This is a genomic window from Enterobacter quasihormaechei (genome assembly GCF_004331385.1).
GTDB classification, from domain to species: domain Bacteria; phylum Pseudomonadota; class Gammaproteobacteria; order Enterobacterales; family Enterobacteriaceae; genus Enterobacter; species Enterobacter quasihormaechei.
Genome location: NZ_SJON01000001.1, coordinates 108,448 through 132,033 on the forward strand (window position 1 = coordinate 108,448; position 23,586 = coordinate 132,033).

Annotated in this window: 20 protein-coding genes and 2 pseudogenes; 9 read left to right on the forward strand and 13 right to left on the reverse strand. The window is 53.8% G+C overall.

The features are described from left to right. Nucleotides 1–15: 15 nt before the first annotated feature. Together ispA and xseB are read right to left on the reverse strand one after the other, a co-directional pair. The gene (ispA, locus tag E0L16_RS00515) at nucleotides 16–915 is read right to left on the reverse strand and encodes a (2E,6E)-farnesyl diphosphate synthase (protein WP_063869075.1); all 900 of its coding nucleotides are present in this window, start codon (nucleotides 913–915) and stop codon (nucleotides 16–18) included. Then, on the reverse strand, nucleotides 916–1,158 hold the full coding sequence (gene xseB / locus E0L16_RS00520; RefSeq protein WP_003859094.1) for an exodeoxyribonuclease VII small subunit: 243 nt from the start codon (nucleotides 1,156–1,158) through the stop codon (nucleotides 916–918). Between the two features lie 178 nt (nucleotides 1,159–1,336). Between xseB and thiI the strand changes: the two genes are divergently transcribed. Next, the gene (gene thiI, locus E0L16_RS00525; RefSeq protein WP_063869073.1) at nucleotides 1,337–2,785 is read left to right on the forward strand and encodes a tRNA uracil 4-sulfurtransferase ThiI; all 1,449 of its coding nucleotides are present in this window, start codon (nucleotides 1,337–1,339) and stop codon (nucleotides 2,783–2,785) included. A gap of 87 nt (nucleotides 2,786–2,872) precedes the next feature. Here thiI and yajL read toward each other — a convergent pair whose 3' ends face one another. Further along, nucleotides 2,873–3,463, reverse strand: a complete 591-nt coding sequence (yajL, locus tag E0L16_RS00530; RefSeq protein ID WP_064910902.1) for a protein deglycase YajL — start codon at nucleotides 3,461–3,463, stop codon at nucleotides 2,873–2,875. Continuing rightward, a complete protein-coding gene (panE, locus tag E0L16_RS00535) occupies nucleotides 3,426–4,337 on the reverse strand; it encodes a 2-dehydropantoate 2-reductase (protein ID WP_131636074.1) in 912 nt (303 codons plus the stop codon). Before panE ends, yajL begins: the two co-directional genes overlap by 38 nt. 125 nt (nucleotides 4,338–4,462) lie before the next feature. Between panE and E0L16_RS00540 the strand changes: the two genes are divergently transcribed. Next, nucleotides 4,463–4,954, forward strand: coding sequence for a YajQ family cyclic di-GMP-binding protein (locus E0L16_RS00540; protein WP_022647233.1), 492 nt, complete (start codon nucleotides 4,463–4,465; stop codon nucleotides 4,952–4,954). Between the two features lie 32 nt (nucleotides 4,955–4,986). Here the strand turns inward: E0L16_RS00540 and E0L16_RS00545 are convergent, their stop codons facing one another. The 8 genes from E0L16_RS00545 to E0L16_RS00580 all read right to left on the reverse strand — a co-directional run bounded on the left by E0L16_RS00545 (nucleotide 4,987) and on the right by E0L16_RS00580 (nucleotide 13,859). Beyond that, entirely contained in the window at nucleotides 4,987–6,348 is a 1,362-nt protein-coding gene (locus E0L16_RS00545) for an MFS transporter (protein WP_063451698.1), read from the reverse strand. A gap of 148 nt (nucleotides 6,349–6,496) precedes the next feature. Continuing rightward, nucleotides 6,497–7,384 (reverse strand): heme o synthase, encoded by an 888-nt coding sequence (cyoE, locus tag E0L16_RS00550; RefSeq protein ID WP_003859062.1) that lies wholly within the window; start codon nucleotides 7,382–7,384, stop codon nucleotides 6,497–6,499. A gap of 11 nt (nucleotides 7,385–7,395) precedes the next feature. Beyond that, nucleotides 7,396–7,722 (reverse strand): cytochrome o ubiquinol oxidase subunit IV, encoded by a 327-nt coding sequence (locus tag E0L16_RS00555; protein WP_006809888.1) that lies wholly within the window; start codon nucleotides 7,720–7,722, stop codon nucleotides 7,396–7,398. Then, nucleotides 7,722–8,336 (reverse strand): cytochrome o ubiquinol oxidase subunit III, encoded by a 615-nt coding sequence (locus tag E0L16_RS00560; protein WP_063451697.1) that lies wholly within the window; start codon nucleotides 8,334–8,336, stop codon nucleotides 7,722–7,724. The genes E0L16_RS00555 and E0L16_RS00560 overlap by 1 nt, the downstream gene beginning before the upstream one ends. After that, nucleotides 8,326–10,317 (reverse strand): cytochrome o ubiquinol oxidase subunit I, encoded by a 1,992-nt coding sequence (cyoB, locus tag E0L16_RS00565; RefSeq protein WP_107534798.1) that lies wholly within the window; start codon nucleotides 10,315–10,317, stop codon nucleotides 8,326–8,328. The genes E0L16_RS00560 and cyoB overlap by 11 nt, the downstream gene beginning before the upstream one ends. A gap of 16 nt (nucleotides 10,318–10,333) precedes the next feature. Beyond that, nucleotides 10,334–11,281, reverse strand: a complete 948-nt coding sequence (gene cyoA / locus E0L16_RS00570; protein WP_003859054.1) for a cytochrome o ubiquinol oxidase subunit II — start codon at nucleotides 11,279–11,281, stop codon at nucleotides 10,334–10,336. 478 nt (nucleotides 11,282–11,759) lie between these two features. Beyond that, nucleotides 11,760–13,235, reverse strand: a complete 1,476-nt coding sequence (ampG, locus tag E0L16_RS00575) for a muropeptide MFS transporter AmpG (protein WP_131636075.1) — start codon at nucleotides 13,233–13,235, stop codon at nucleotides 11,760–11,762. A gap of 45 nt (nucleotides 13,236–13,280) precedes the next feature. Beyond that, nucleotides 13,281–13,859 carry a lipoprotein gene (locus E0L16_RS00580; RefSeq protein WP_006809883.1) on the reverse strand — a complete coding sequence of 193 codons (579 nt, stop codon included), beginning with the start codon at nucleotides 13,857–13,859 and terminating at the stop codon, nucleotides 13,281–13,283. Between the two features lie 303 nt (nucleotides 13,860–14,162). On the opposite strand from E0L16_RS00580, the gene bolA reads away from it, so the two are divergent. The 7 genes and pseudogenes from bolA to ppiD all read left to right on the forward strand — a co-directional run. Further along, nucleotides 14,163–14,480, forward strand: coding sequence for a transcriptional regulator BolA (gene bolA, locus E0L16_RS00585; RefSeq protein ID WP_003859051.1), 318 nt, complete (start codon nucleotides 14,163–14,165; stop codon nucleotides 14,478–14,480). A 331-nt stretch (nucleotides 14,481–14,811) separates the two neighbouring features. Continuing rightward, a complete protein-coding gene (gene tig / locus E0L16_RS00590; protein WP_063869062.1) occupies nucleotides 14,812–16,110 on the forward strand; it encodes a trigger factor in 1,299 nt (432 codons plus the stop codon). A 260-nt stretch (nucleotides 16,111–16,370) separates the two neighbouring features. Next, nucleotides 16,371–16,994, forward strand: a complete 624-nt coding sequence (gene clpP / locus E0L16_RS00595) for an ATP-dependent Clp endopeptidase proteolytic subunit ClpP (RefSeq protein ID WP_063451693.1) — start codon at nucleotides 16,371–16,373, stop codon at nucleotides 16,992–16,994. Between the two features lie 127 nt (nucleotides 16,995–17,121). Then, a complete protein-coding gene (gene clpX / locus E0L16_RS00600; protein WP_006809879.1) occupies nucleotides 17,122–18,396 on the forward strand; it encodes an ATP-dependent protease ATP-binding subunit ClpX in 1,275 nt (424 codons plus the stop codon). 184 nt (nucleotides 18,397–18,580) lie between these two features. Beyond that, nucleotides 18,581–20,935, forward strand: a complete 2,355-nt coding sequence (lon, locus tag E0L16_RS00605) for an endopeptidase La (protein WP_063451692.1) — start codon at nucleotides 18,581–18,583, stop codon at nucleotides 20,933–20,935. Nucleotides 20,936–21,145: 210 nt separating this feature from the next. Further along, nucleotides 21,146–21,418 (forward strand): nucleoid-associated protein HU-beta, encoded by a 273-nt coding sequence (gene hupB, locus E0L16_RS00610; protein ID WP_002444653.1) that lies wholly within the window; start codon nucleotides 21,146–21,148, stop codon nucleotides 21,416–21,418. A gap of 215 nt (nucleotides 21,419–21,633) precedes the next feature. Next, nucleotides 21,634–23,433, forward strand: a pseudogene (gene ppiD / locus E0L16_RS00615) (peptidylprolyl isomerase); the annotation flags it as partial. On the opposite strand, the pseudogene E0L16_RS22305 reads toward ppiD, so the two are convergent. Beyond that, nucleotides 23,389–23,580, reverse strand: a pseudogene (locus E0L16_RS22305) (hypothetical protein); the annotation flags it as partial. The pseudogenes ppiD and E0L16_RS22305 sit on opposite strands and share 45 nt — an antisense overlap. Nucleotides 23,581–23,586 lie beyond the last annotated feature (6 nt).

Below are 23,586 nucleotides of genomic sequence, written 5' to 3' on the forward strand. Positions count from 1 at the left end.
ATCGAGATATATAGTTTATTTATCACGCTGGATTATGTAGTCCGCTAGCGCTTCCAGTGCCGAGGTATCCAGCGATTGCGCGGCCAGCTCATTCAGCGACCGGCGGGCATCGTCTATCAGATCCCGGGCTTTACGTTGGGCATGCTCAAGGCCCAGCAGGGCGGGGTAGGTACTTTTGCCAAGCTGCTGATCCGCACCCTGACGTTTTCCCAATGTTGCAGTATCGCCCACCACATCCAGAATGTCATCCTGAACCTGGAATGCCAGACCGATACTTTCTGCGTATCTGTCCAGAATCGGCAGGGCTTTGCGCCCGCGTTCACCCGCGCTCAGCGCGCCCAGGCGAACGGCTGCCCGAATCAGTGCGCCCGTTTTGTGACGGTGGATGCGCTCCAGCTGTTCCAGCGTCACCTGACGACCTTCAGCTTCTAAATCCAGCGCCTGGCCGCCGCACATGCCGGCGACGCCGCTGGCCATCGCCAGCTCGGACACCATCGCCAGACGATCGCGATCGCTTACCTCAACCATCGGCGCATCGCTCAGAATTGAGAACGCCAGGGTTTGCAGAGCATCGCCCGCCAGAATGGCATTCGCTTCGCCGAACTTAATGTGGCAGGTCGGCTGACCGCGGCGCAGATCGTCATCGTCCATCGCCGGGAGATCGTCGTGGATCAGCGAATAGGCGTGAATGCACTCCACGGCGGCTGCCGGGGCGTCCAGCGTGTTATCGCTGATGCCAAACATGTTGCCCGTGGCATACACCAGGAACGGACGCAGGCGTTTACCTCCTAAGAGTGCGCCATAGTGCATGGCTTCAACCAGTGGAGTGTTCTGAAAAGGCTGCGGCTCAATAAAACGGCGCAGGGCGTCGTTGGCGCGAACGACGCGCGCCTGAAGCGCGGTGGTAAAATCCATTTACTCGGCGTCCGGTGTGAATGGCGTGGTTTTAGCGTCTTCGCTGTCGGAAAGCAGGATCTGCACGCGCTGCTCGGCCTGCTGGAGTTTTACCTGCCCCTGGCGCGCAAGCTGCACACCGCGTTCAAATTCGTTGAGGGCATCTTCCAGCGGTAAATCGCCGCTCTCGAGGCGGGTAACAATCTGCTCAAGCTCACTCAGCGCAGTTTCAAAACTGGCCGGTGCGTCGTTCTTCTTCGGCATAGTGAATTAACTCTTATATTCTTCGCCCCAACATGGTAACGGACTCGGGGCAATTATCAAATAACGCGAGTGGCGCGATGGTGGTATACTTGCGCGCCTGGATGCAGCCACGGGTGTGGGCTGCTGTATCATTTTCCACTACAAGCCTTTATAAGCTTGCCTAAGAAACATTGCAGCCATGAAGTTTATCATTAAATTGTTCCCTGAAATCACCATCAAAAGCCAATCTGTGCGTTTGCGCTTTATTAAAATTCTCACCGGGAACATTCGTAACGTTTTAAAACACTACGACGAAACGCTCGCCGTGGTGCGTCACTGGGACCACGTTGAAGTCCGCGCGAAAGACGAAAGCAAACGTCTTGATATTCGCGACGCGCTGACCCGTATTCCAGGTATTCATCATATTCTGGAAGTGGAAGACGTTCCGTTCAGCGATATGCACGATATCTTCGAAAAGGCGCTGGTACAGTACCGCGACCTGATCGAAGGCAAAACCTTCTGCGTACGCGTGAAGCGTCGCGGTAAGCACGAGTTTAGCTCGATTGAAGTTGAGCGCTACGTCGGCGGCGGTCTGAACCAGCACGTTGAGACGGCGCGCGTGCGCCTGACTAACCCGGACGTCACCGTTAACCTTGAGATCGAGAACGATCGTCTGCTGCTGGTTAAGGGTCGTTATGAAGGTATTGGCGGTTTCCCGATCGGCACGCAGGAAGATGTGCTGTCGCTGATCTCCGGCGGCTTCGACTCCGGCGTCTCCAGCTATATGCTGATGCGTCGCGGCTGCCGCGTACACTACTGCTTCTTCAACCTGGGCGGCGCGGCGCATGAAATTGGCGTCCGTCAGGTGGCGCATTACCTGTGGAACCGTTTCGGCAGTTCCCACCGTGTGCGTTTTGTGGCGATCAACTTTGAGCCGGTAGTGGGCGAAATCCTTGAAAAAGTGGATGATGGCCAGATGGGCGTGATCCTCAAACGTATGATGGTACGCGCGGCGTCCAAAGTGGCCGAGCGCTACGGCGTGCAGGCGCTGGTCACCGGCGAAGCGCTGGGCCAGGTCTCCAGCCAGACGCTGACCAACCTGCGTCTTATCGACAACGTATCAGATACGCTGATCCTGCGTCCGCTGATCTCGCACGATAAAGAGCACATCATCGATCTGGCGCGCAAAATCGGTACTGAAGATTTTGCCCGTACCATGCCGGAATATTGCGGTGTGATCTCAAAAAGCCCAACCATCAAGGCGGTGAAGGCGAAGATCGAAGCGGAAGAAGAGAACTTCGATTTCAGCATTCTGGAAAAAGTGGTGGCGGAAGCGTCCAACATTGATATCCGCGAGATTGCCCAGCAGACCGAGCAGGACGTGGTTGAGGTGGAAACCGTCAGCGGATTCGGCGCTAACGATGCCATTCTGGATATCCGCTCGATTGACGAGCAGGATGACAAGCCGTTGCAGGTGGAAGGCGTGGACGTGGTTTCTCTGCCGTTCTACAAGCTGAGCACCCAATTTGGCGATCTCGACCAGAGCAAAACGTATCTGCTGTGGTGTGAGCGCGGGGTGATGAGCCGTTTGCAGGCGCTGTACCTGCGCGAACAGGGCTTCGCGAACGTGAAGGTGTATCGCCCGTAGCCTATTGCCCGGTGGCGCTTCGCTTACCGGGCCTACTGTACCGTGCACTTGTAGGCCGGGTAAGGCGTAGCCGCCACCCGGCTTTTTTTACTCGTAGTAGTTATAAATCCCCGCCGCCATCACCAGCGATGACGCCACTTCGTACGCTTTCTCGCGCCCGACCAGCAGGTCAATAATCTTTAAGCCAAAATCAATGGCGGTGCCCGGCCCCTGGCTGGTGAGCAGGTTAACCCGCGGATCCCAGACCACACGCTTATCCACCCACTGCTCTTGCGGAATGGTGTCCTTAAGGCCGGGGAAGCCGGTCATATTGCCGATGGGGAAGATGTCGTGTGGAACCAGCACCGTGCCTGCGGCAGCACAGATTGCCGCGACGATACGCCCGGAAAGATGAAACTGACGAACGGTTTCAACCAGCAGCGGGCTGTCGCGGAAACACTCCGCGCCCTTCAGCCCACCCGGCAGGACAATAATGTCGTAATCGCCGTCCGCCACCTGTACAAGCGGTGCATCCGCCAGGATCTTCACCCCACGGGAACAGACGATCGTCAGATCGCCGTCGCTGGCGACGCTGGCGGTGGTGACTTTGATACCGCCGCGCACCATTAAATCAATGGCGGTGACCGCTTCTGTCTCTTCGCTACCAGGGGCGAGGCATACCAGTGCCGATGCGCTCATACTCACTCTCCTTTCGTTTTACTGACTCAAACAGACGGCTGTTTTCGGCAACGGTAATGCCGTGTGCCCGGGCGCGTTTTAACAGATAACCGGTAATGTAATCAATTTCGGTATGCCGCATCGCCCGGACATCCTGCAACATTGAAGAGATATTTTCTGCCGTACTCTCAATGACCTGGTCGACATAATAACGTAAATCGGTTTCTGAGGTGTGGTAGCCTTCGCGCTCAATCACGTCGGCAACTTCCCGGCAAATCAGCGCCACCTGATCCGAATGCTGACGCAGTTCACCGTTAGGGCAGTCCAGCAGGGCGGTCAGGGGGTTGATCGCGCAGTTGACCGCCAGCTTGCGCCACAGTTCCGCACGAATGTTATTGTGCCAGGCGACGTCAGGCAGCGTGCATTGCAACGTATCGGCAAGATAGCTGTAATCGCCGGGCTGCTCACGCGCAGGACCGATATGGGTGATACCATTGGCAACGTGAATAATGACGCTACCGTCGCGACGTGCCGCGTGGGTGGTTGTCCCCATTAGCAGCGGTTGCCGGACAGTTTTTAGCTCTTCAATGGTACCCATGCCGTTGTGGATCAGCAGGATTGGCGTGCTTTCAGGTAACTGGGCGGCCAGGCTTTTCACCGCATCGGAGACCTGCCAGGCCTTCAGCGTGACCAGCAGCAGATCGCTGGTGGCGAGAAATTCCGGATCGTTTGCCGTCAAAGACTCGTTAAAAATTGAACCGTCGGTACCCATCACGTTCACACTGCAATAGGGCTGAGGAATGCGCAGCCAGCCCTGTACGTCGTGTCCCTGTTTGCATAGCGCTGTAAGCCAGAGTTGGCCAAGGGCTCCGCATCCAAGCACTGTTACTTTCATTGTTCCTCCTCACCTGCAACGGTGCCAGGTGCTGTGACGCTAAGTATAGCGGCATCAGCTAAGCTTCTCGTTATGCCTCGTTGCGGGTATTATGCAACGCAACAAAAATGAAGGGAGAAGAAAAGATGCCATCTTTCGATATTGTTTCTGAAGTTGATTTGCAGGAAGCGCGTAACGGCGTAGATAACGCGATCCGTGAGGTTGAGTCACGTTTCGATTTTCGTGGCGTTGAGGCGACGATTGAACTGAACGACGCTAACAAGACGATCAAAGTCCTGAGCGAGTCTGATTTCCAGGTCAATCAGCTGCTGGATATCCTGCGCGCCAAGCTGCTCAAGCGCGGCATCGAAGGGACCTCACTGGATGTGCCGGAAGATTTCGTTCACAGCGGGAAAACCTGGTTTGTGGAAGCGAAGCTGAAGCAGGGCATTGAAAGTGCCGTGCAGAAGAAAATCGTGAAGCTGATTAAAGACAGTAAGCTGAAGGTGCAGGCGCAGATCCAGGGCGAAGAAATTCGCGTAACCGGAAAATCTCGCGACGATCTCCAGTCCGTCATGGCGCTGGTGCGCGGCGGCGATTTAGGTCAGCCATTCCAGTTTAAAAACTTCCGCGATTAAGACAATAATGCCCGGCTAAACCGGGCATTTTTTCAGGCCTTCAACGCCTGCTCCACCTCAAAGCGGTTCGTCACTTTGCTGTCAATTTTGACGTACGCGCTGCGCTCTTCCGGGACAATCAGCACTTCGCTCACGCCCTCTGTCGCTTCCAGACGCTGTTTTAGTGCATCACCGATTGTCACCTCATCGGGAATTTCTACCCGCAGGCTACTCACATAGCGCGGCTCTTTCATGGTGCTGGACACAAACAGCCAGAGCATCGCCAGCAGCGCACCGGCGAGGAAAACGGTCTGGGAATCAAACAGACCGTCCACCCAGCCGCCGAGCGAGCCGCCGATCGCCACGCCGAGAAACTGGCTGGTGGAGTAAATGCCCATCGCGGTGCCTTTGTATCCTGCCGGAGACTCTTTGCTGATCAGCGAGGGCAGCAGGGCTTCCATCAGATTAAACGCCAGGAAGAACAGCTGTACGCCTGCGATCAGCTCCCAGAAGTGCGGGCCGGCGCCCCACAGCACAATCTCGGCAATCAGCAGTAATGCCACGCAGCCCACGAAGACGCGTTTCATTTTGCGCTTCACTTCGGCGTAAATAATGAAGGGCACAACGGAGACAAACGAGATTAGCATTGTGACCAGATAAATTTTCCAGTGCTCGGCCGCCGGGAAACCTGCTGCGGCAAGCTGGCCGGGCAGGGCGACGAAGGTGGACATCAGCAGAATGTGCAGACACATAATGCCGAAGTTAAGCTTAAGCAGACGCGGCTCGGCGATGACTTTACTAAAGCAGCCTTTAACCATCCCGGATTCACGGTTGAGGACGTGATTTTTACTGTCTGGCACAACCCACAGTGTGAGTGCGATCCCGATGGTCGCCAGCACCGCAATCATCCAGAACAGAGCGTGCAGGCCGAGCGCATGCGTGATAATCGGCCCCAGCACCATGGCAATGGCAAAAGTGACGCCGAAGCTGACGCCAATAAACGCCATGGCTTTGGTGCGGTTTTGCTCGCGGGTTAAATCTGACAGCAGCGCCATCACGGCAGCAGCAATGGCGCCGGACCCTTGCAGGGCGCGGCCCAGGATAATGCCCCAGATGGAGTGGGAGAGGGCGGCGATGACGCTGCCCAGGATAAATACCAGCAGCCCGCCGACAATCAGCGGTTTGCGACCCACGCGGTCAGAGAGCAGGCCAAAGGGGATCTGGAAAATTGCCTGCGCCAGGCCGTAGATACCGATCGCCAGACCAATCAGCGCTTCGCTGGCACCCTGTAACGCCATGCCGTACGTGGTCAGAACGGGCAGGACCATAAACATGCCAAGCATCCGCAGCGAGAAAACAGTCCCTAAACCCCAGGTCGCACGCAGCTCGCCTGGCGTCATTTTATAATCGTTCATTACCACCTCAGTTCAAAAGCAGGCCATAGTGTAGTGCGGGGAAGGGGCGGGGTAAATAAAGGCTTATTTAACAAATATTACATGCGTGATTAATGGATTTGGTGAATAAAAAAGGGTGCCGAAGCACCCTTTTCATCATCACATAAACTTACCAGACGTAAGTCAGCAGGTTTTGCGAGTCCGGCACCATAAAGTCTACGGACATCATCACGGACAGGGAGGTGATGGCGACAATCGAGAACACAAACAGCTTGCGTGCCCAGACTTTGTCATCTTCTACCTTGTAGCCGCGCAGGGCCATGCCGAGCCACCAGACGCTCACCGCGGCCGCTACCACCAGATATTTATATCCGGCGTAACCGCCCAGAGAGAGCATCAGCGTTGCCACGGCAAAGGCGATGATGTACAGCGTGATGTGGTTCTTGGCAACCGAGATACCTTTCACGACCGGCAGAACCGGAATGTTCGCCGCCTGATAATCCTTGAAGCGGAAAATCGCGATGGCGTAGGAGTGCGGCATCTGCCACAGGCTAAAGATAGCCAGCAGGATGAGCGCACCGCTGTCGAACTCGTTCGTGACGGCGCAGTAACCAATCACCGGCGGCGCAGCGCCGGAGAGAGAACCAATCAGCGTGCCGTAGACGGAGTGACGTTTCATATACAGGCTGTAGACGCCCACATACACCACGAACCCCATCACCCCCAGCCAGCAGGCCAGCGGGTTAGCACCAAACCACAGCAGCATAAAGCCAGCAATACCCAGCAAGGTGGCGTACACCAGCGAGACGGAAGGGGCAATCAGGCCTTTAACCAGCACCCGATTTTTGGTCCTTTCCATCTTCTTGTCGATATCCATGTCGATGTAGTTGTTAAATACACAACCGGACGCAACCACCAGTGACACACCGACCAGCGTGTAAATAAAGAGGGTGTAATCAATGCTGCCTTTAGAGGCCAGCAGGAACCCTCCGATTACGGAGATCAGGTTGCCAAAGATGATGCCTGGTTTCGTGACTTGCAGGTATTGCTTAAACATACTCGCCGCTCTTAGTGAACCATCATGTTGTAGTTAAGGTTCCACATAATCCAGATGGAACCGACTACCAGGATAGCGATGATAATCACGGTAAAGATAAAGGCCGTCATGTTCCAGCCTTCATCGGACTTGGTGTTCATGTGCAGGAAGCAAACCAGATGCACCAGAATCTGAATCACTGCGGTCACCAGGATTGCTCCCAGGATAACCGGCTTGGATGCAGAACCGTTCATCACCATCCAGAACGGGATCACCGTCAGGATGATCGACAGGATGAAACCTGTCATGTAGGTTTTTACGCTGCCGTGGGAAGCGCCATGATCGTTAGAATGACTCATTACATCGCCCCCATCAGATAGACAACAGAGAACACACAGATCCATACCACGTCAAGGAAGTGCCAGAACAGGCTCAGGCACATAATACGGGTACGGTTAGTACTGGTCAGGCCGCGACGGGAGATCTGGAACATCAGAACCGCCATCCAAATCAGGCCCGAGGTCACGTGCAGACCGTGGGTGCCGACCAGCGCGAAGAACGCCGACAGGAAGCCGCTGCGATCCGGACCGAAACCTTCCGCAATCAGGTGATGGAATTCATAGATTTCCATCCCGATAAAGCCAGCACCAAACAGCCAGGTCAACGCCAGCCAGGAGACAACCTGGCTCTTGTTGTTCTTGTACATGGCGATAGCCGCCATGCCGTAGGTGATGGAGCTGAATAACAGCAGTGCGGTTTCAACCAGAACGAACGGCAGCTCAAAGATGTCCTTACCGGTCGGGCCGCCCGCTGTGCCGTTCACCAGAACGGCATAGGTTGCGAACAGACAGCAGAACAGGATGCAGTCGCTCATCAGGTAGATCCAGAAACCGAAAACTTTATTCGGTCCTGCATCATGGTGCGCATGCTCATGCGCGTGGGCAGTTGAGTGCGCCAGAGTATCAGTTGCCATTTTTCAGCCCCGCTTTAGAAATCTCGTCAAAATGCTGATTTTCCAGCTTTTCAACTTCACGGACTGGTACGTAGTAGTCCACGTCCTCGTCAAAGCTCTTCACAATCCAGCTGATTACGATGCCAGCGAAGCCAACAATCGCCATCCACCAGATGTGCCAGATCATTGCGAAACCAAATACCGTCGCGAAAGCGGCAATCACAATGCCCGCAGCGCTGTTTTTCGGCATGTGGATCTCTTCGTAATGCTCAGGCTGCTTGTACGCTTCACCTTTTTCTTTCATTTCCCAGAATGCGTCGCGTTCATGGATCTGCGGCACAACGGCGAAGTTATAGAAAGGAGGTGGAGAAGAGGTTGCCCACTCCAGCGTACGGCCGCCCCACGGGTCACCGGTCAGGTCACGGTTCTGGTCGCGGTCGCGAATAGAAACGTAGAACTGAATCAGCTGAGACGCGATACCGCAGGCAATCAGAACCGCACCGCCCGCTGCAACCATCAGCATTGGGTGGAACTGCGGGTCAATCTGCTGGCTCAGGCGACGGGTCATACCCATGAAGCCCAGCACGTACAGCGGCATAAACGCCACGAAGAAGCCGATGATCCAGAACCAGAACGCGCGTTTACCCCAGGTTTCGTTCAGCGTGAAGCCAAACGCTTTAGGCCACCAGTAGGTCACACCTGCGAAGCAGCCGAAGACGACGCCGCCGATGATAACGTTATGGAAGTGCGCAATCAGGAACAGACTGTTGTGCAGAACGAAGTCAGCGCCTGGTACCGCCAGCAGTACGCCGGTCATCCCGCCTACGGAGAAGGTCACGATGAAGCCGATAGTCCACAGCATGGCTGAGTGGAACTGGATACGGCCCTGGTACATAGTGAACAGCCAGTTGAAGATCTTAACCCCGGTTGGGATCGCGATAATCATGGTGGTAATACCGAAGAAGGCGTTTACGTTCGCGCCCGCACCCATGGTGAAGAAGTGGTGCAGCCAGACGATGAACGACAGAACGGTAATACATACGGTTGCCCACACCAGCGAGGTGTAACCAAACAGACGCTTACGCGAGAAGGTTGCCGCGATTTCGGAGAACACACCGAACACAGGCAGAACCAGAATGTACACTTCCGGGTGACCCCAGGCCCAAATCAGGTTGATGTACATCATCATGTTGCCACCCATATCATTCGTGAAGAAGTGGGTACCCAGATAGCGATCCAGGGTCAGCAGCGCGATGGTGACGGTCAGAATTGGGAACGACGCGATAATCAGTACGTTGGCGCACAGAGATGCCCAGGTAAATACTGGCATCTTGAACATCGTCATACCTGGTGCACGCATCTTCAGGATGGTCACGAAGAAGTTAATACCGGTCAGGGTGGTACCGACACCGGAGAGCTGAAGCGCCCAAATCCAGTAGTCAACGCCGACGCCCGGACTGTACTCAATTCCCGAAAGCGGCGGGTAAGCCAGCCAGCCGGTCTGAGCAAACTCGCCCACGCCCAGTGACAGGTTAACCAGGATAACGCCGACAACGGTGAACCAGAAGCTCAGGTTGTTCAGGAACGGGAACGCAACGTCGCGCGCGCCGATTTGCAGCGGAACGACAACGTTCATCAGACCGATAACCAGCGGCATCGCCACGAAGAAGATCATGATAACGCCGTGGGCGGTAAAGATCTGGTCGTAGTGGTGCGGCGGCAGGAAGCCTGCTTCACCCGCAGAAGCGAGCGCCTGCTGGCTACGCATCATGATCGCATCCGCAAAGCCACGAATTAACATGACGATACCGACGATGCAGTACATGATGCCGAGTTTTTTGTGGTCGACCGAAGTCAGCCACTCGTTCCACAGGTAGCTCCACTTACCGAAGTAAGTGATAAGGCCCAGTACGGCCGCGCCACCAATGATAATTGCAGCAATCGTAACCATGATAATGGGTTCATGGTACGGCACCGCATCCAATGTCAATTTTCCGAACATTTTCTTCCTCGGCCCCTTAGTGAGCGGTTTCCGCGTGGCTCATGTCCATGCCTTCCATACCCTGGTGCGTGTTGTGCTCGCCTTCAGGCTGGGTCATGTCCATGCTCATACCGTGATCCATAAATTTGCCAATAACATCTTTGAACAGATTCGGTTTCACGTTAGAGAAGTACTCCACCTTGTTATATTCGCTAGGTGCAGCCACTTTTTCGAACGCCGCCATGTCAGACATGGTGTTGGTAGACTGCTTCGCTTTTGCAACCCACTGGTCGAAAGTCGCGCGGTCTGGCGTAGCGATAGCTTTGAACTTCATACCCGAGAAGCCCGGGCCACTATAGCTGGCGGAGATACCGTCGTAGGTGCCTGCTTCATTCGCGATCAGATGCAGGTTAGTCTGCATACCGGCCATCGCGTAAATCTGGCTGCCCAGACGTGGGATGAAGAAGGAGTTCATTACGGAGTTGGAGGTCACTTTGAACTGAACCGGAGTGTTCGCCGGGAAGGCGATTTCATTCACGGTAGCAATGCCCTGCTCTGGATAGATGAAGAACCATTTCCAGTCCATGGAGACCACTTCAATGGTAATAGGTTTTTCATCGTGAACCAGCGGCTTGCTTGGCTCAAGTGCGTGAGTGGTTTTCCAGGTCAGCACGGCAAGGAACAGGATGATCAGAATAGGCACCGTCCAGACCACAGCTTCCACTTTATTGGAGTGTGACCAGTTAGGGCTATACTTCGCATCTTTATTGCTCGCACGATACTTCCAGGCGAAACCAACAGCCATCAAGATGGCAGGAATAACCACAATCAACATCAGGCCAAAAGCCGTCAGTATCAATGAACGTTGTTCCAGTCCAATCTGTCCTTTGGGGTCTAGTAGTGCAGAATCGCAGCCACTGAGTAATACAGTGCCTGCGAATAATGACAACCATCCCAAACTTTTATTGTATTTCCTGAGTCTCATTTAACGACCTCAATTCCACGGGAGTCTGGTGGCGTTTAAAGTGTGGGGGCATTTTACGGGAAGGTTACATTACTGTAAACATCATTAGCCCTGTGTCAGGAAGGTGTTACCGGGTTCTGCCGCACATGTCACAAGTGTTGCAAATTATGTCGCGTTTCAGGAGGGAAGCCGCACGGTGTGGGCGTTATAACGAAAGGGTGCCCCAGCATACCTTAAAAGGGACAATTGGTATAACCATTGTTGAAAATACACAAATAATTAACAATTAATTATCAATAAAAAGACAACTAAAAAACGAAAATTCAATCTTTCAAAAGCTGAATCGTTTAATGGAAAATAGCCTAGCGAAATAAGCTCCAATAATTTCCGAATGCTATCCCGCACAAAACAACAAATATTTTTTTTAACGAGGGCGGTTATTTCACCGTTATAATTTCGGGTCGTTATTACAACGGGAAATAACCTTTCGCTTTTTTCTTCAGGTCAGCCGGGTTTTACGCAGCGACATGAAATCCAGCGTGCCGCCCGTCAGGATGCCCGCAAGGGCCAGTAGCGCGCCAATATCCAGCAGCAGCGCTTCAAAAGGCAGCGATAGACCGGTCGTTGCATTAATAATGAGCACCACCAGCCACAGTACCAGCGCAAGGCAGCCTACCATCATCAGACGCAGCGCAAACCGATAGGCGGCCTGATATTCCGTGCGCGGCATGAAGTGTTCCGTCCGCTGGGTATATTCCAGCGTCTGACGACAAATCAGCAGCAGTAAAATCCCCGGCACGGCCGCGACCACCGAGAAGAGATAAAACGTCGGCCAGCCGTGGGCTTCAACAAACCAGCCTGCGACAGGGCCAACGTAGACGCGCCCGACGGCGGAAAGGGCAGAGAGCAGCGCAAACTGAGTGGCGGAAAATGACTTATTGCACAGCGTCATCAGAAGGGCAACAAATGCCGCGGTGCCCATACCGCCGCACAGGTTTTCAAAGAATACGGCCGTCGCCATGCTGATCATATTCTTGTCGGTTACCGACAGCAGCCAGTAACCGGCATTCGATGCGCCCTGAAGGATGCCGAAGATCAGCAGAGCCCGGAACAGCGTCAGCCGCTGCATCAATACGCCGCCGTACAGCGCGCCGACGATGGTGGCAAACAGCCCCAGGGTTTTGTTCACCACGCCGACCTCGCCCGCATCAAACCCGACGCCGCGGATCAGGAAGGTGGTGGTCAGGCTCATGGCGAAAGCATCGCCGAGCTTATAAAGAACAATCAACAGCAGGATCAGCCAGGCATTATTGCGACCGAAGAAGTCGCGGAGCGGTGCTGCGACGGCCTGCTCCAGCGAGCGGGGAACCGGAATAACATCGCTCGGTTCAGGCGCAAATAGCGTGGCAATAATGCAGGGGATCAGCAGAGCGGCCATCAGCCAGTACATTCCCTGCCAGCCGAGATAGCGGTCGGCAAGCCAGAGTGCCAGGCCGCCGGAAACCAGCATACCCAGGCGGTAGCCCAGCACGCTGATTGCCGCGCCGGCACCACGCTCTTCCGCGGGCAAGACGTCCGTTTTCCAGGCGTCAAAAACAATGTCCTGTGACGCGGAACAGAAGGCGATGACCACCGCAAGCGCGGCCATCCAGCGCAGCTGCGTTGACGGCTCAAGGAAACCCATTGCGGCGATCGCGATCAGCAGGAAAACCTGCGTCATTACGAGCCAGCCGCGACGGCGACCGAGGAACGGCGGGGTATAGCGGTCCATCACCGGCGACCACAGGAACTTGAAGACGTAGGCCTGACCGACGAGCGAGAAGAAACCAATGGTTTTAAGATCGATGTTCTCGACCGTCATCCACGCCTGTAACGTGCCGGAGGTGAGCGCAAGCGGTAAACCGGAGGCGAAACCAAGGATCAGCAGAATAGCTGATTTGGGTTGCTGGAAAATACGTAAGTAGTGACTGGACATATTCTTATGAGCTGACCCGGTGAAGCACCGGGTCAGTCAGCAGGATTAACGGGCGTTCTGCTTGATGAAGTCGTGAATGCTGGTGTCCTGTGCCATGTCGGCAATGGTATCAGTCAGCACGCTGTTAACCGCGTCAGCGATATTTTTGTTAGACGCCTGGAATGCGCCTTCAACAGAATAGCTTGCACGGTAGTTTTTATTCATTTTGTTGCCGTTCTTCGCGGTAGCGATGATGGCGATATCGGCTTTCGTCGCGATGTTGTAGCGAACGTTGCCCTGGGAAACATCAGCGTACAGGTTGTTCACGATGATTTGCAGATCAACCGCGCCGCTCGGGCCAATCATGTAGCCACGGGAGGTCATCTGTTTCTCCAGCACTTCCTGCAACAGGAAGCGCAGATCGCGGGAGGCGGTCAGGGTGACCTGCTGGTTGTCGCGGGTCACTTTCGCCAGCGCCTGATCCTGACGCTGATCGGCACCATTAATGCTGACCGTGACGCCCATCAGGCTTGGGTCCTGCTGAGGCAGGGTAATTTTTGGTGAAACGTCGATCGTCGTCGGCGGGGTCGCGCAGCCGGCGAGCATAAAGAGTGCTACCAACGGAAAGAAGATTTTTTTTAACATTTTTGGGTTCTCAACGAATCGTAAGCAAATAGAGAAAAATTGCCGCCATCATAACATCGCCAACGGCCAGTGGAAGTGGTCAACGCATGTAAATTCATCGCCTTGTCCGAAAACTGACCAGCTTTCCGCTTTTCTCTGCCTGTGAGTGACAAAACGTATGAACTTCATAGTGAACTTCATTCGTTTGACTGAGAAAATCAGACGAAAGCTAAATATTTGTTGTCAAGGTGTAATGGAAACGGTAAAAGCGGCTAATATTTAAAGGGATGGGTGACATCTTAGCGTTGTCGGAGGAGTGATTTCATGATGATACGTGAACAGATAGAAGAAAAATTAAGGGCAGCGTTCAACCCTGTGTTTCTCGAAGTTGTCGACGAAAGCTATCGTCATAACGTGCCGGCAGGTTCTGAAAGCCACTTCAAAGTGGTTCTGGTCAGCGATCGCTTCACGGGAGAACGTTTCCTGAACCGACACCGCCTGATCTACAGCACCTTGACGGAAGAACTCTCCACAACCGTACATGCGCTGGCGCTGCACACTTACACCATTAAGGAGTGGGAAGGGCTACAGGATACGGTATTCGCATCTCCGCCTTGTCGCGGTGCAGGCACCATCGCCTGATAAATCGGATTTGCAACCGCCGGAGTTTTTCCAGTATGTTGCATACAGATTTCGTCAAAACGGCCTTCGGGCCGTTTTGTTTTGTCTGAGTTTTGAGCGGATGGTGCGTTTTTGAGGCTAAAAATAGCCTTAAAGTGTGAAAAAAGCCGCAGCTACATACGCCAACCGTTCTCGACTCACCTAAGTGATGCCGCTATAATGCCGCGTCTTAATGAATGTCTTCGGGATGATTCTGGCGACAGGGAATGTGAATCTGCACATAAGAGAGCATCCCGGTATAACAGACAGATTCAGAGTTGACCGAGCACTGTGATTTTTTTGAGGTAACAAGATGCAAGTTTCAGTTGAAACCACTCAAGGCCTTGGCCGCCGTGTAACGATTACTATCGCTGCTGACAGCATCGAAACTGCTGTGAAAAGCGAGCTGGTCAACGTAGCAAAAAAAGTACGTATTGACGGCTTCCGCAAGGGCAAAGTACCAATGAATGTTGTTGCTCAGCGTTATGGCGCTTCCGTGCGTCAGGATGTGCTGGGTGAACTGATGAGCCGTAACTTTATCGACGCGATCATCAAAGAAAAAATCAATCCAGCCGGCGCGCCGAACTACGTTCCAGGCGAATACAAGCAGGGCGAAGACTTCACCTACTCCGTAGAGTTCGAAGTGTACCCTGAAGTTGAGCTGAAAGGTCTGGAATCTATCGAAGTTGAAAAACCGATCGTTTCCGTGACCGATGAAGACGTTGACGGCATGCTGGACACCCTGCGTAAGCAGCAGGCGAACTGGAAAGAAAAAGAAGGCGCTGTTGACGCGGAAGACCGCGTAACCATCGACTTCACTGGTTCTGTAGACGGCGAAGAGTTCGAAGGCGGTAAAGCGTCTGATTTCGTACTGGCGATGGGCCAGGGTCGTATGATCCCAGGCTTCGAAGACGGTATCAAAGGCCACAAAGCGGGCGAAGAGTTCACCATCGACGTGACCTTCCCTGAAGAGTACCACGCTGAAAACCTGAAAGGTAAAGCAGCGAAGTTCGTCATCAACCTGAAGAAAGTGGAAGAGCGCGAACTGCCAGAACTGACTGAAGAATTCATCAAGCGTTTCGGCGTGGAAGATGGTTCTGTTGCGGGCCTGCGTACCGAAGTGCGTAAGAACATGGAGCGCGAGCTGAACGGCGCTGTACGTAACCGTGTGAAATCTCAGGCGATTGAAGGTCTGGTAAAAGCGAACGAGATCGACGTTCCTGCTGCCCTGATCGACAGCGAAATCGACGTTCTGCGCCGTCAGGCTGCACAGCGTTTCGGTGGCAACCAGCAGCAAGCGATGGAACTGCCGCGCGAGCTGTTTGAAGAGCAAGCGAAACGCCGCGTTGTTGTTGGCCTGCTGCTGGGTGAAGTGATCCGTACCCACGAGCTGAAAGCTGACGAAGAGCGTGTGAAAGGCCTGATCGAAGAGATGGCGTCTGCATACGAAGATCCATCAGAAGTGATCGAGTTCTACGGTAAGAACAAAGAGCTGATGGACAACATGCGCAACGTCGCACTGGAAGAGCAGGCTGTTGAAGCGGTACTGGCGAAAGCTAAAGTGACCGAAAAAGAGACCTCTTTCACCGAACTGATGAACCAGCAGGCGTAATTTCGCCCCAACGGTTTAAAGTTTGAACAAAAAACCCGTTGCCCTCCGGCGACGGGTTTTTTTTATCGCAGCTTGAGTTCTGGAAGGGTGCTAAAACGCCCTTTCAGTGTTAGCGTTACAACAAAACGTTGTTATGCTTGAAATAGGGCGTGGCGACCCCCATTAGTATGTAATCACGATGATTGAGACTGGCTGATAATCCGTCCATAAGGTTACAATCAGTACAGCAGGTGTTTTCAATTTTGAACCAGGAGACGGAAATGTCATACAGTGGCGAACGAGATAACTTTGCACCCCATATGGCGCTGGTGCCAATGGTTATTGAACAGACCTCACGCGGTGAGCGTTCTTTCGATATCTATTCCCGTCTGCTCAAGGAACGCGTTATCTTTCTGACCGGCCAGGTGGAAGACCATATGGCTAACCTGATCGTGGCGCAGATGCTGTTCCTGGAAGCGGAAAACCCGGAAAAAGACATTTACCTGTACATCAACTCGCCAGGCGGTGTGATTACGGCGGGCATGTCTATTTATGACACCATGCAATTCATCAAGCCGGACGTCAGCACCATCTGTATGGGGCAGGCGGCGTCCATGGGTGCCTTCCTGTTAACCGCAGGGGCGAAAGGTAAGCGTTTCTGCCTGCCAAATTCCCGCGTGATGATTCACCAGCCGCTGGGTGGTTACCAGGGTCAGGCGACGGATATCGAAATCCACGCCCGAGAAATTCTGAAAGTAAAATCGCGCATGAATGAACTTATGGCGCAGCATACAGGTCAACCTCTTGAGCAGATCGAGCGCGATACCGAGCGCGATCGCTTCCTCTCTGCACCAGAGGCAGTTGAGTACGGCTTAGTCGACTCCATTTTGACCCATCGTAATTGATGCCCGCGACGCGAGTGTGCCGCTATACTAAGGTAGGGCGGCACGTTGCCAGTAAGCAGCTCGCGTCTGAGAATGGCATTTGCGTCGTCATGTGCGGCACATAGAACTTAAAAAGAGGTTTGGACTCATGACAGATAAACGCAAAGATGGTTCGGGCAAACTGCTGTACTGCTCTTTTTGCGGCAAAAGCCAGCATGAAGTGCGTAAACTGATTGCCGGGCCGTCCGTGTATATCTGCGACGAATGCGTCGATTTATGTAACGACATCATTCGCGAAGAGATTAAAGAAGTCGCGCCGCACCGTGAGCGCAGCGCGTTGCCAACGCCACACGAAATTCGCCACCACCTCGACGACTATGTCATTGGTCAGGAACAGGCGAAAAAAGTGCTGGCGGTGGCGGTATACAACCACTACAAACGTCTGCGTAACGGCGATACCAGCAATGGCGTGGAACTGGGTAAAAGTAACATTCTGCTGATCGGGCCGACCGGCTCCGGTAAAACGCTGCTGGCGGAAACCCTGGCGCGCCTGCTGGATGTTCCGTTCACCATGGCGGATGCCACGACCCTGACCGAAGCCGGTTATGTGGGTGAAGACGTTGAAAATATCATCCAGAAGCTGCTTCAGAAGTGCGATTACGACGTGCAGAAAGCCCAGCGTGGGATCGTCTATATTGATGAGATCGACAAAATCTCTCGTAAGTCAGACAACCCGTCCATCACCCGTGACGTATCGGGCGAAGGCGTGCAGCAGGCGCTCCTGAAGCTGATTGAAGGTACGGTTGCGGCTGTTCCACCACAGGGTGGGCGTAAGCATCCGCAGCAGGAGTTCTTGCAGGTTGATACCTCCAAGATCCTGTTTATCTGCGGTGGTGCGTTTGCAGGCCTGGATAAAGTGATTTCTCACCGTGTTGAAACCGGCTCCGGCATTGGTTTTGGCGCAACGGTGAAAGCCACGTCTGAAAAACCAAACGAAGGTCAGCTGCTGGCGCAGGTAGAACCGGAAGACCTGATCAAATTCGGTTTGATCCCCGAGTTTATCGGCCGTCTGCCGGTGGTGGCGACCCTGAATGAACTGAGCGAAGACGCGCTGATTCAGATTCTGAAAGAGCCGAAAAACGCGCTGACCAAGCAGTATCAGGCGCTGTTCAATCTGGAAGGCGTTGAGCTGGAATTCCGTGACGAAGCGCTGGACGCGATTGCCAAGAAAGCGATGGCGCGTAAAACCGGCGCGCGTGGTCTGCGTTCTATCGTAGAAGCAGCGTTGCTCGACACGATGTACGATCTGCCTTCTATGGAAGACGTCGAAAAAGTCGTGATCGACGAGTCCGTCATTGGTGGCCAGACCAAGCCGTTGCTGATTTACGGCAAACCGGAAGCGCAGCAGGCATCTGGCGAATAATTCACCAACTCATACAATCAGTTAATCAAAAAGGGGGGATTTTATCTCCCCTTTACTTTTTCCGTATTCATGACGTTGAATGTATGGGAAACATCCCCATATACTGGATTACATGTTAATGGTTGTGTGAAGCACAGTGACATGACCAGCTTACCTGGCGGACACTAAACTAAGAGAGAGCTCTATGAATCCTGAGCGTTCTGAACGCATTGAAATCCCCGTATTGCCGTTGCGCGATGTGGTGGTTTATCCGCACATGGTCATACCCTTATTTGTAGGGCGGGAAAAATCTATCCGTTGCCTCGAAGCCGCCATGGATCATGATAAAAAAATCATGCTGGTGGCGCAGAAGGAAGCATCAACGGATGAGCCGGGTGTAAACGATCTTTTCACCGTCGGGACCGTGGCCTCTATTTTGCAAATGCTGAAGCTGCCGGACGGCACCGTGAAGGTGCTGGTGGAAGGCTTACAGCGTGCGCGTATTACCACTCTGTCAGATGATGGCGAGCACTTCTCTGCGAAGGCGGAGTACCTTGATTCACCGGAACTGGATGAGCGCGAGCAGGAAGTGCTGGTACGCACCGCGATCAGCCAGTTTGAAGGCTATATCAAGCTGAACAAGAAAATCCCACCTGAAGTGCTGACGTCGCTGAACAGCATCGACGATCCTGCACGTCTGGCGGATACCATCGCTGCACACATGCCGCTGAAGCTGGCTGACAAACAGTCCGTGCTGGAAATGTCCGACGTTAACGAACGTCTGGAATACCTGATGGCGATGATGGAGTCTGAAATCGATCTGCTCCAGGTTGAGAAGCGCATTCGCAACCGCGTCAAAAAGCAGATGGAAAAATCACAGCGTGAGTACTATCTGAACGAGCAAATGAAAGCCATTCAGAAAGAGCTCGGCGAGATGGACGACGCGCCGGATGAAAACGAAGCGCTGAAGCGTAAGATCGACGCGGCGAAAATGCCGAAAGAGGCAAAAGAGAAAGCCGAAGCCGAGTTGCAGAAGCTGAAAATGATGTCTCCGATGTCGGCAGAAGCGACCGTTGTTCGCGGCTACATTGAGTGGATGGTACAGGTTCCGTGGAATGCCCGCAGCAAGGTCAAAAAAGACCTGCGTCAGGCCCAGGAGATCCTGGATACCGACCACTACGGCCTGGAACGCGTGAAAGACCGCATTCTTGAGTACCTCGCGGTACAGAGCCGTGTGAATAAAATCAAAGGCCCGATCCTGTGCCTGGTCGGACCGCCAGGGGTGGGTAAAACCTCTCTGGGTCAGTCCATCGCCAAAGCGACAGGGCGTAAGTACATCCGTATGGCGCTGGGCGGCGTGCGTGATGAAGCGGAAATCCGCGGCCACCGTCGTACCTATATTGGTTCGATGCCGGGCAAGCTGATTCAGAAGATGGCGAAAGTGGGCGTCAAAAACCCGCTGTTCCTGCTCGATGAGATCGACAAAATGTCTTCGGACATGCGTGGCGATCCGGCGTCGGCGCTGCTGGAAGTGCTTGATCCAGAGCAGAACGTCGCGTTCAGCGATCACTATCTGGAAGTCGACTACGACCTGAGCGATGTGATGTTCGTGGCGACCTCCAACTCCATGAACATTCCGGCACCGCTGCTGGACCGTATGGAAGTGATCCGTCTGTCCGGCTATACGGAAGACGAGAAGCTGAACATTGCTAAGCGGCACCTGCTGCCGAAGCAGATTGAGCGTAACGCGCTGAAAGCTAACGAGCTGACCGTTGAGGACAGCGCCATTGTGGGCATCATTCGTTACTACACCCGTGAAGCGGGCGTGCGTAGCCTTGAGCGTGAGATCTCCAAGCTGTGCCGTAAGGCGGTGAAACAGCTGCTGCTGGATAAGAGCCTGAAACACATCGTGATTAACGGCGACAATCTGCATGCTTATCTCGGCGTTCAGCGCTTCGACTATGGTCGCGCGGACAACGAAAACCGCGTGGGTCAGGTGACCGGTCTGGCATGGACGGAAGTGGGCGGCGATCTGCTGACCATCGAAACCGCCTGCGTGCCGGGCAAAGGCAAGCTGACCTACACCGGCTCGCTCGGTGAAGTGATGCAGGAGTCCATCCAGGCGGCGCTGACCGTGGTGCGCGCACGCGCGGAGAAATTGGGCATCAACGCTGATTTCTACGAAAAACGCGACATTCACGTTCACGTTCCGGAAGGGGCGACGCCGAAAGATGGCCCAAGCGCGGGTATTGCCATGTGTACGGCGCTGGTTTCCTGCCTGACGGGTAACCCGGTTCGTGCCGATGTGGCCATGACCGGTGAAATCACCCTGCGTGGCCAGGTTCTGCCAATCGGCGGGTTAAAAGAAAAACTGCTGGCGGCACACCGCGGTGGGATCAAAACCGTATTGATCCCTTATGAGAATAAACGCGATCTGGAAGAGATTCCGGACAACGTTATTGCTGATTTGCAGATCCATCCGGTGAAACGCATTGAGGAAGTTCTGACTCTCGCACTGCAAAATGAACCGTCCGGAATGCAGGTTGTAACCGCAAAATAGTGACCTCGCGCAAAGAGCGCCAATAAAAACAAGGCTGGTAAGTCATTTCGTACTTGCCAGCCTTTTTTTGTATAGCTAATTTAGATTGCTGATTGGGTAAGCCATCAACAACGGGTGTTGTAAGGTCATAGCAGGACTGATATAACTGCTGCGCGGTCGCGCTGTGAAGGATTCAGGTGCGATATAAATTATAAAGAGAGGAAGAGAACAGTGAATAAATCTCAACTGATTGACAAAATTGCTGCGGGTGCTGATATTTCTAAAGCTGCAGCTGGACGTGCTTTAGATGCTTTAATTGCTTCTGTTACTGAATCTCTGCAAGCTGGGGACGACGTTGCACTGGTAGGCTTCGGTACTTTTGCGGTTAAAGAGCGCGCTGCCCGTACTGGCCGCAACCCTCAGACCGGTAAAGAGATCACCATTGCTGCCGCTAAAGTGCCGGGTTTCCGTGCAGGTAAAGCGCTGAAAGACGCAGTAAACTGATTGCTTTCCCGCTTAAGGGAAGCTGAAAAGTACAAGGGCGCATCGTTTGATGTGCCTTTTTTGTTTGTCCAGGCCTGATTTGTGCGAGTTTATGCGAGTTGTGGGCTGACAATTGCCCTGTTTTCTTGTCACAATACGCCTTTACGCGCGACGGTCAGGATTTTCCGTCAGCGTCAGGTAACCAGTCACCTACAGCGGAGTGTTGTTACACCATGATGGACAGCTTACGCACGGCTGCTAACAGTCTCGTGCTCAAGATTATTTTCGGTATCATTATCGTGTCGTTCATATTGACCGGTGTGAGTAGTTACCTCATCGGCGGTGGCGCGAACTACGCCGCAAAAGTGAACGGCCAGGAAATTAGCCGTGGGCAGTTCGAGAACGCTTTTGCTGGTGAACGTAACCGCATGCAGCAGCAGCTGGGCGACCAATACTCTGAACTCGCAGCCAACGAAGGCTATATGAAAAACCTGCGTCAGCAGACGCTGAACCGTCTTATTGACGAAGCGCTGCTGGACCAGTACGCGAAAAGCCTGGGTCTGGGCATCAGCGATGAGCAGGTCAAAAAAGCCATCTTCTCGACGCAGGCTTTCCAGTCTAACGGGAAGTTCGACAACGCGCGCTATAACAGCATTGTTAACCAGATGGGTATGACGGCTGACCAGTACGCGCAGGCGCTGCGTAACCAGCTGACCACGCAACAGCTGATCAACGCTGTGGTGGGTACCGATTTCATGCTGAAAGGCGAAACGGAAGAGCTGGCGGCGCTGGTGGCGCAGCAACGCGTGGTGCGCGAAGCGACGATTGACGTCAACGCGCTGGCGGCGAAACAGCAGGTCAGCGACGCTGAAGTTAATGCTTACTACGAGCAAAACAAGAACAACTTCATCTCTCCTGAACAGTTCCGCGTAAGCTATATCAAGCTGGACGCGGCGGCGATGCAGGAAAACGCGACTGACGCGGAGATCCAGTCTTATTACGATCAGCATCAGGATCAGTTCACTCAGCCGCAGCGTAACCGCTACAGCGTGATCCAGACCAAAACGGAAGCAGAAGCTAAAGCCGTGCTGGACGAGCTGAACAAAGGCGCAGATTTCGCGACCGTGGCGAAAGCAAAATCCACCGACATTATTTCTGCCAAAAACGGCGGGGATATGGGCTGGCTGGAAGACGCAACCACCCCGGATGAGCTGAAAAACGCCGGCCTGAAAGAGAAAGGCCAGCTGTCTGGCGTGATCAAATCCTCCGTTGGTTTCCTGGTGGCGCGCCTTGACGATATCACTGCGGCAAAAACCAAGCCGCTGGCTGAGGTGCGGGATGATATCGCTGCGAAAGTGAAGCAGGAGAAAGCGCTTGACGCCTTCTATGCGCTGCAACAGAAAGTGAGCGATGCCGCAAGCAACGACAACGAATCACTGGCGGGCGCGGAGCAGGCTGCCGGCGTTAAAGCGGTTGAGACGGGCTGGTTCAGCCACGAAAACCTGCCGGAAGAACTGAACTTCAAACCGGTTTCTGATGCCATCTTCAATGGGGGGCTGGTGGGCGAGAACGGTACGCCGGGCAGCAACTCAGACATCATTACCGTCGACGGTGACCGTGCGTTTGTTCTGCGCGTCAGCGAGCACAAAGCCGAGGCGGTGAAACCGCTGGCGGAAGTGAAAGATCAGGTGGTGGCGCTGGTGAAACATAATAAAGCGGCACAGCAGGCAAAACTGGATGCAGAGAAAATTCTGGCCGATCTGAAAGCCGGTAAGAGTGATGCGATGAAGGCGGCTGGCCTGAGCTTTGGCGAAGCCAAAACGCTGAGCCGTACCGGTCAGGATCCTGTCAGCCAGGCGGCGTTTGGTCTGAGCCTACCGGCGAAGGACAAACCTGTCTTTAGTACCACGACCGATATGCAGGGTAATGTGGTTCTTCTGGCGCTGGATGAAGTGAAAGCCGGCACGCTGCCGGACGCGCAGAAGAAGGCTATGGTTCAGGGTATTACCCAGAACAATGCTCAGATTGCTTTCGAAGCGATGATGAGCAACCTGCGTAAAGAAGCCAAAATCAAGCTGGGTGATGTGGTTACCCAGGAGCAATAATTTCGTACCTGCTCGCAGATTTTCGTAACGCTCTGCAAAAACTAAAGGCCGCTTTCGCGGCCTTTTCCATTTCTGCAAACTGCT

Bases quoted from the DNA above. Each gene is read 5' to 3' on its own strand.
- yajL (WP_064910902.1), bottom strand. From the start codon at position 3,463: ATGAGCGCATCGGCACTGGTATGCCTCGCCCCTGGTAGCGAAGAGACA.
- bolA (WP_003859051.1), top strand. From the start codon at position 14,163: ATGATGATACGTGAACAGATAGAAGAAAAATTAAGGGCAGCGTTCAAC.
- panE (WP_131636074.1), bottom strand. From the start codon at position 4,337: ATGAAAGTAACAGTGCTTGGATGCGGAGCCCTTGGCCAACTCTGGCTT.
- E0L16_RS00555 (WP_006809888.1), bottom strand. From the start codon at position 7,722: ATGAGTCATTCTAACGATCATGGCGCTTCCCACGGCAGCGTAAAAACC.
- ampG (WP_131636075.1), bottom strand. From the start codon at position 13,235: ATGTCCAGTCACTACTTACGTATTTTCCAGCAACCCAAATCAGCTATT.
- cyoB (WP_107534798.1), bottom strand. From the start codon at position 10,317: ATGTTCGGAAAATTGACATTGGATGCGGTGCCGTACCATGAACCCATT.
- xseB (WP_003859094.1), bottom strand. From the start codon at position 1,158: ATGCCGAAGAAGAACGACGCACCGGCCAGTTTTGAAACTGCGCTGAGT.
- cyoA (WP_003859054.1), bottom strand. From the start codon at position 11,281: ATGAGACTCAGGAAATACAATAAAAGTTTGGGATGGTTGTCATTATTC.
- E0L16_RS00545 (WP_063451698.1), bottom strand. From the start codon at position 6,348: ATGAACGATTATAAAATGACGCCAGGCGAGCTGCGTGCGACCTGGGGT.
- ispA (WP_063869075.1), bottom strand. From the start codon at position 915: ATGGATTTTACCACCGCGCTTCAGGCGCGCGTCGTTCGCGCCAACGAC.
- clpP (WP_063451693.1), top strand. From the start codon at position 16,371: ATGTCATACAGTGGCGAACGAGATAACTTTGCACCCCATATGGCGCTG.
- cyoE (WP_003859062.1), bottom strand. From the start codon at position 7,384: ATGTTTAAGCAATACCTGCAAGTCACGAAACCAGGCATCATCTTTGGC.
- thiI (WP_063869073.1), top strand. From the start codon at position 1,337: ATGAAGTTTATCATTAAATTGTTCCCTGAAATCACCATCAAAAGCCAA.
- E0L16_RS00540 (WP_022647233.1), top strand. From the start codon at position 4,463: ATGCCATCTTTCGATATTGTTTCTGAAGTTGATTTGCAGGAAGCGCGT.
- E0L16_RS00580 (WP_006809883.1), bottom strand. From the start codon at position 13,859: ATGTTAAAAAAAATCTTCTTTCCGTTGGTAGCACTCTTTATGCTCGCC.
- E0L16_RS00560 (WP_063451697.1), bottom strand. From the start codon at position 8,336: ATGGCAACTGATACTCTGGCGCACTCAACTGCCCACGCGCATGAGCAT.
- lon (WP_063451692.1), top strand. From the start codon at position 18,581: ATGAATCCTGAGCGTTCTGAACGCATTGAAATCCCCGTATTGCCGTTG.
- tig (WP_063869062.1), top strand. From the start codon at position 14,812: ATGCAAGTTTCAGTTGAAACCACTCAAGGCCTTGGCCGCCGTGTAACG.
- clpX (WP_006809879.1), top strand. From the start codon at position 17,122: ATGACAGATAAACGCAAAGATGGTTCGGGCAAACTGCTGTACTGCTCT.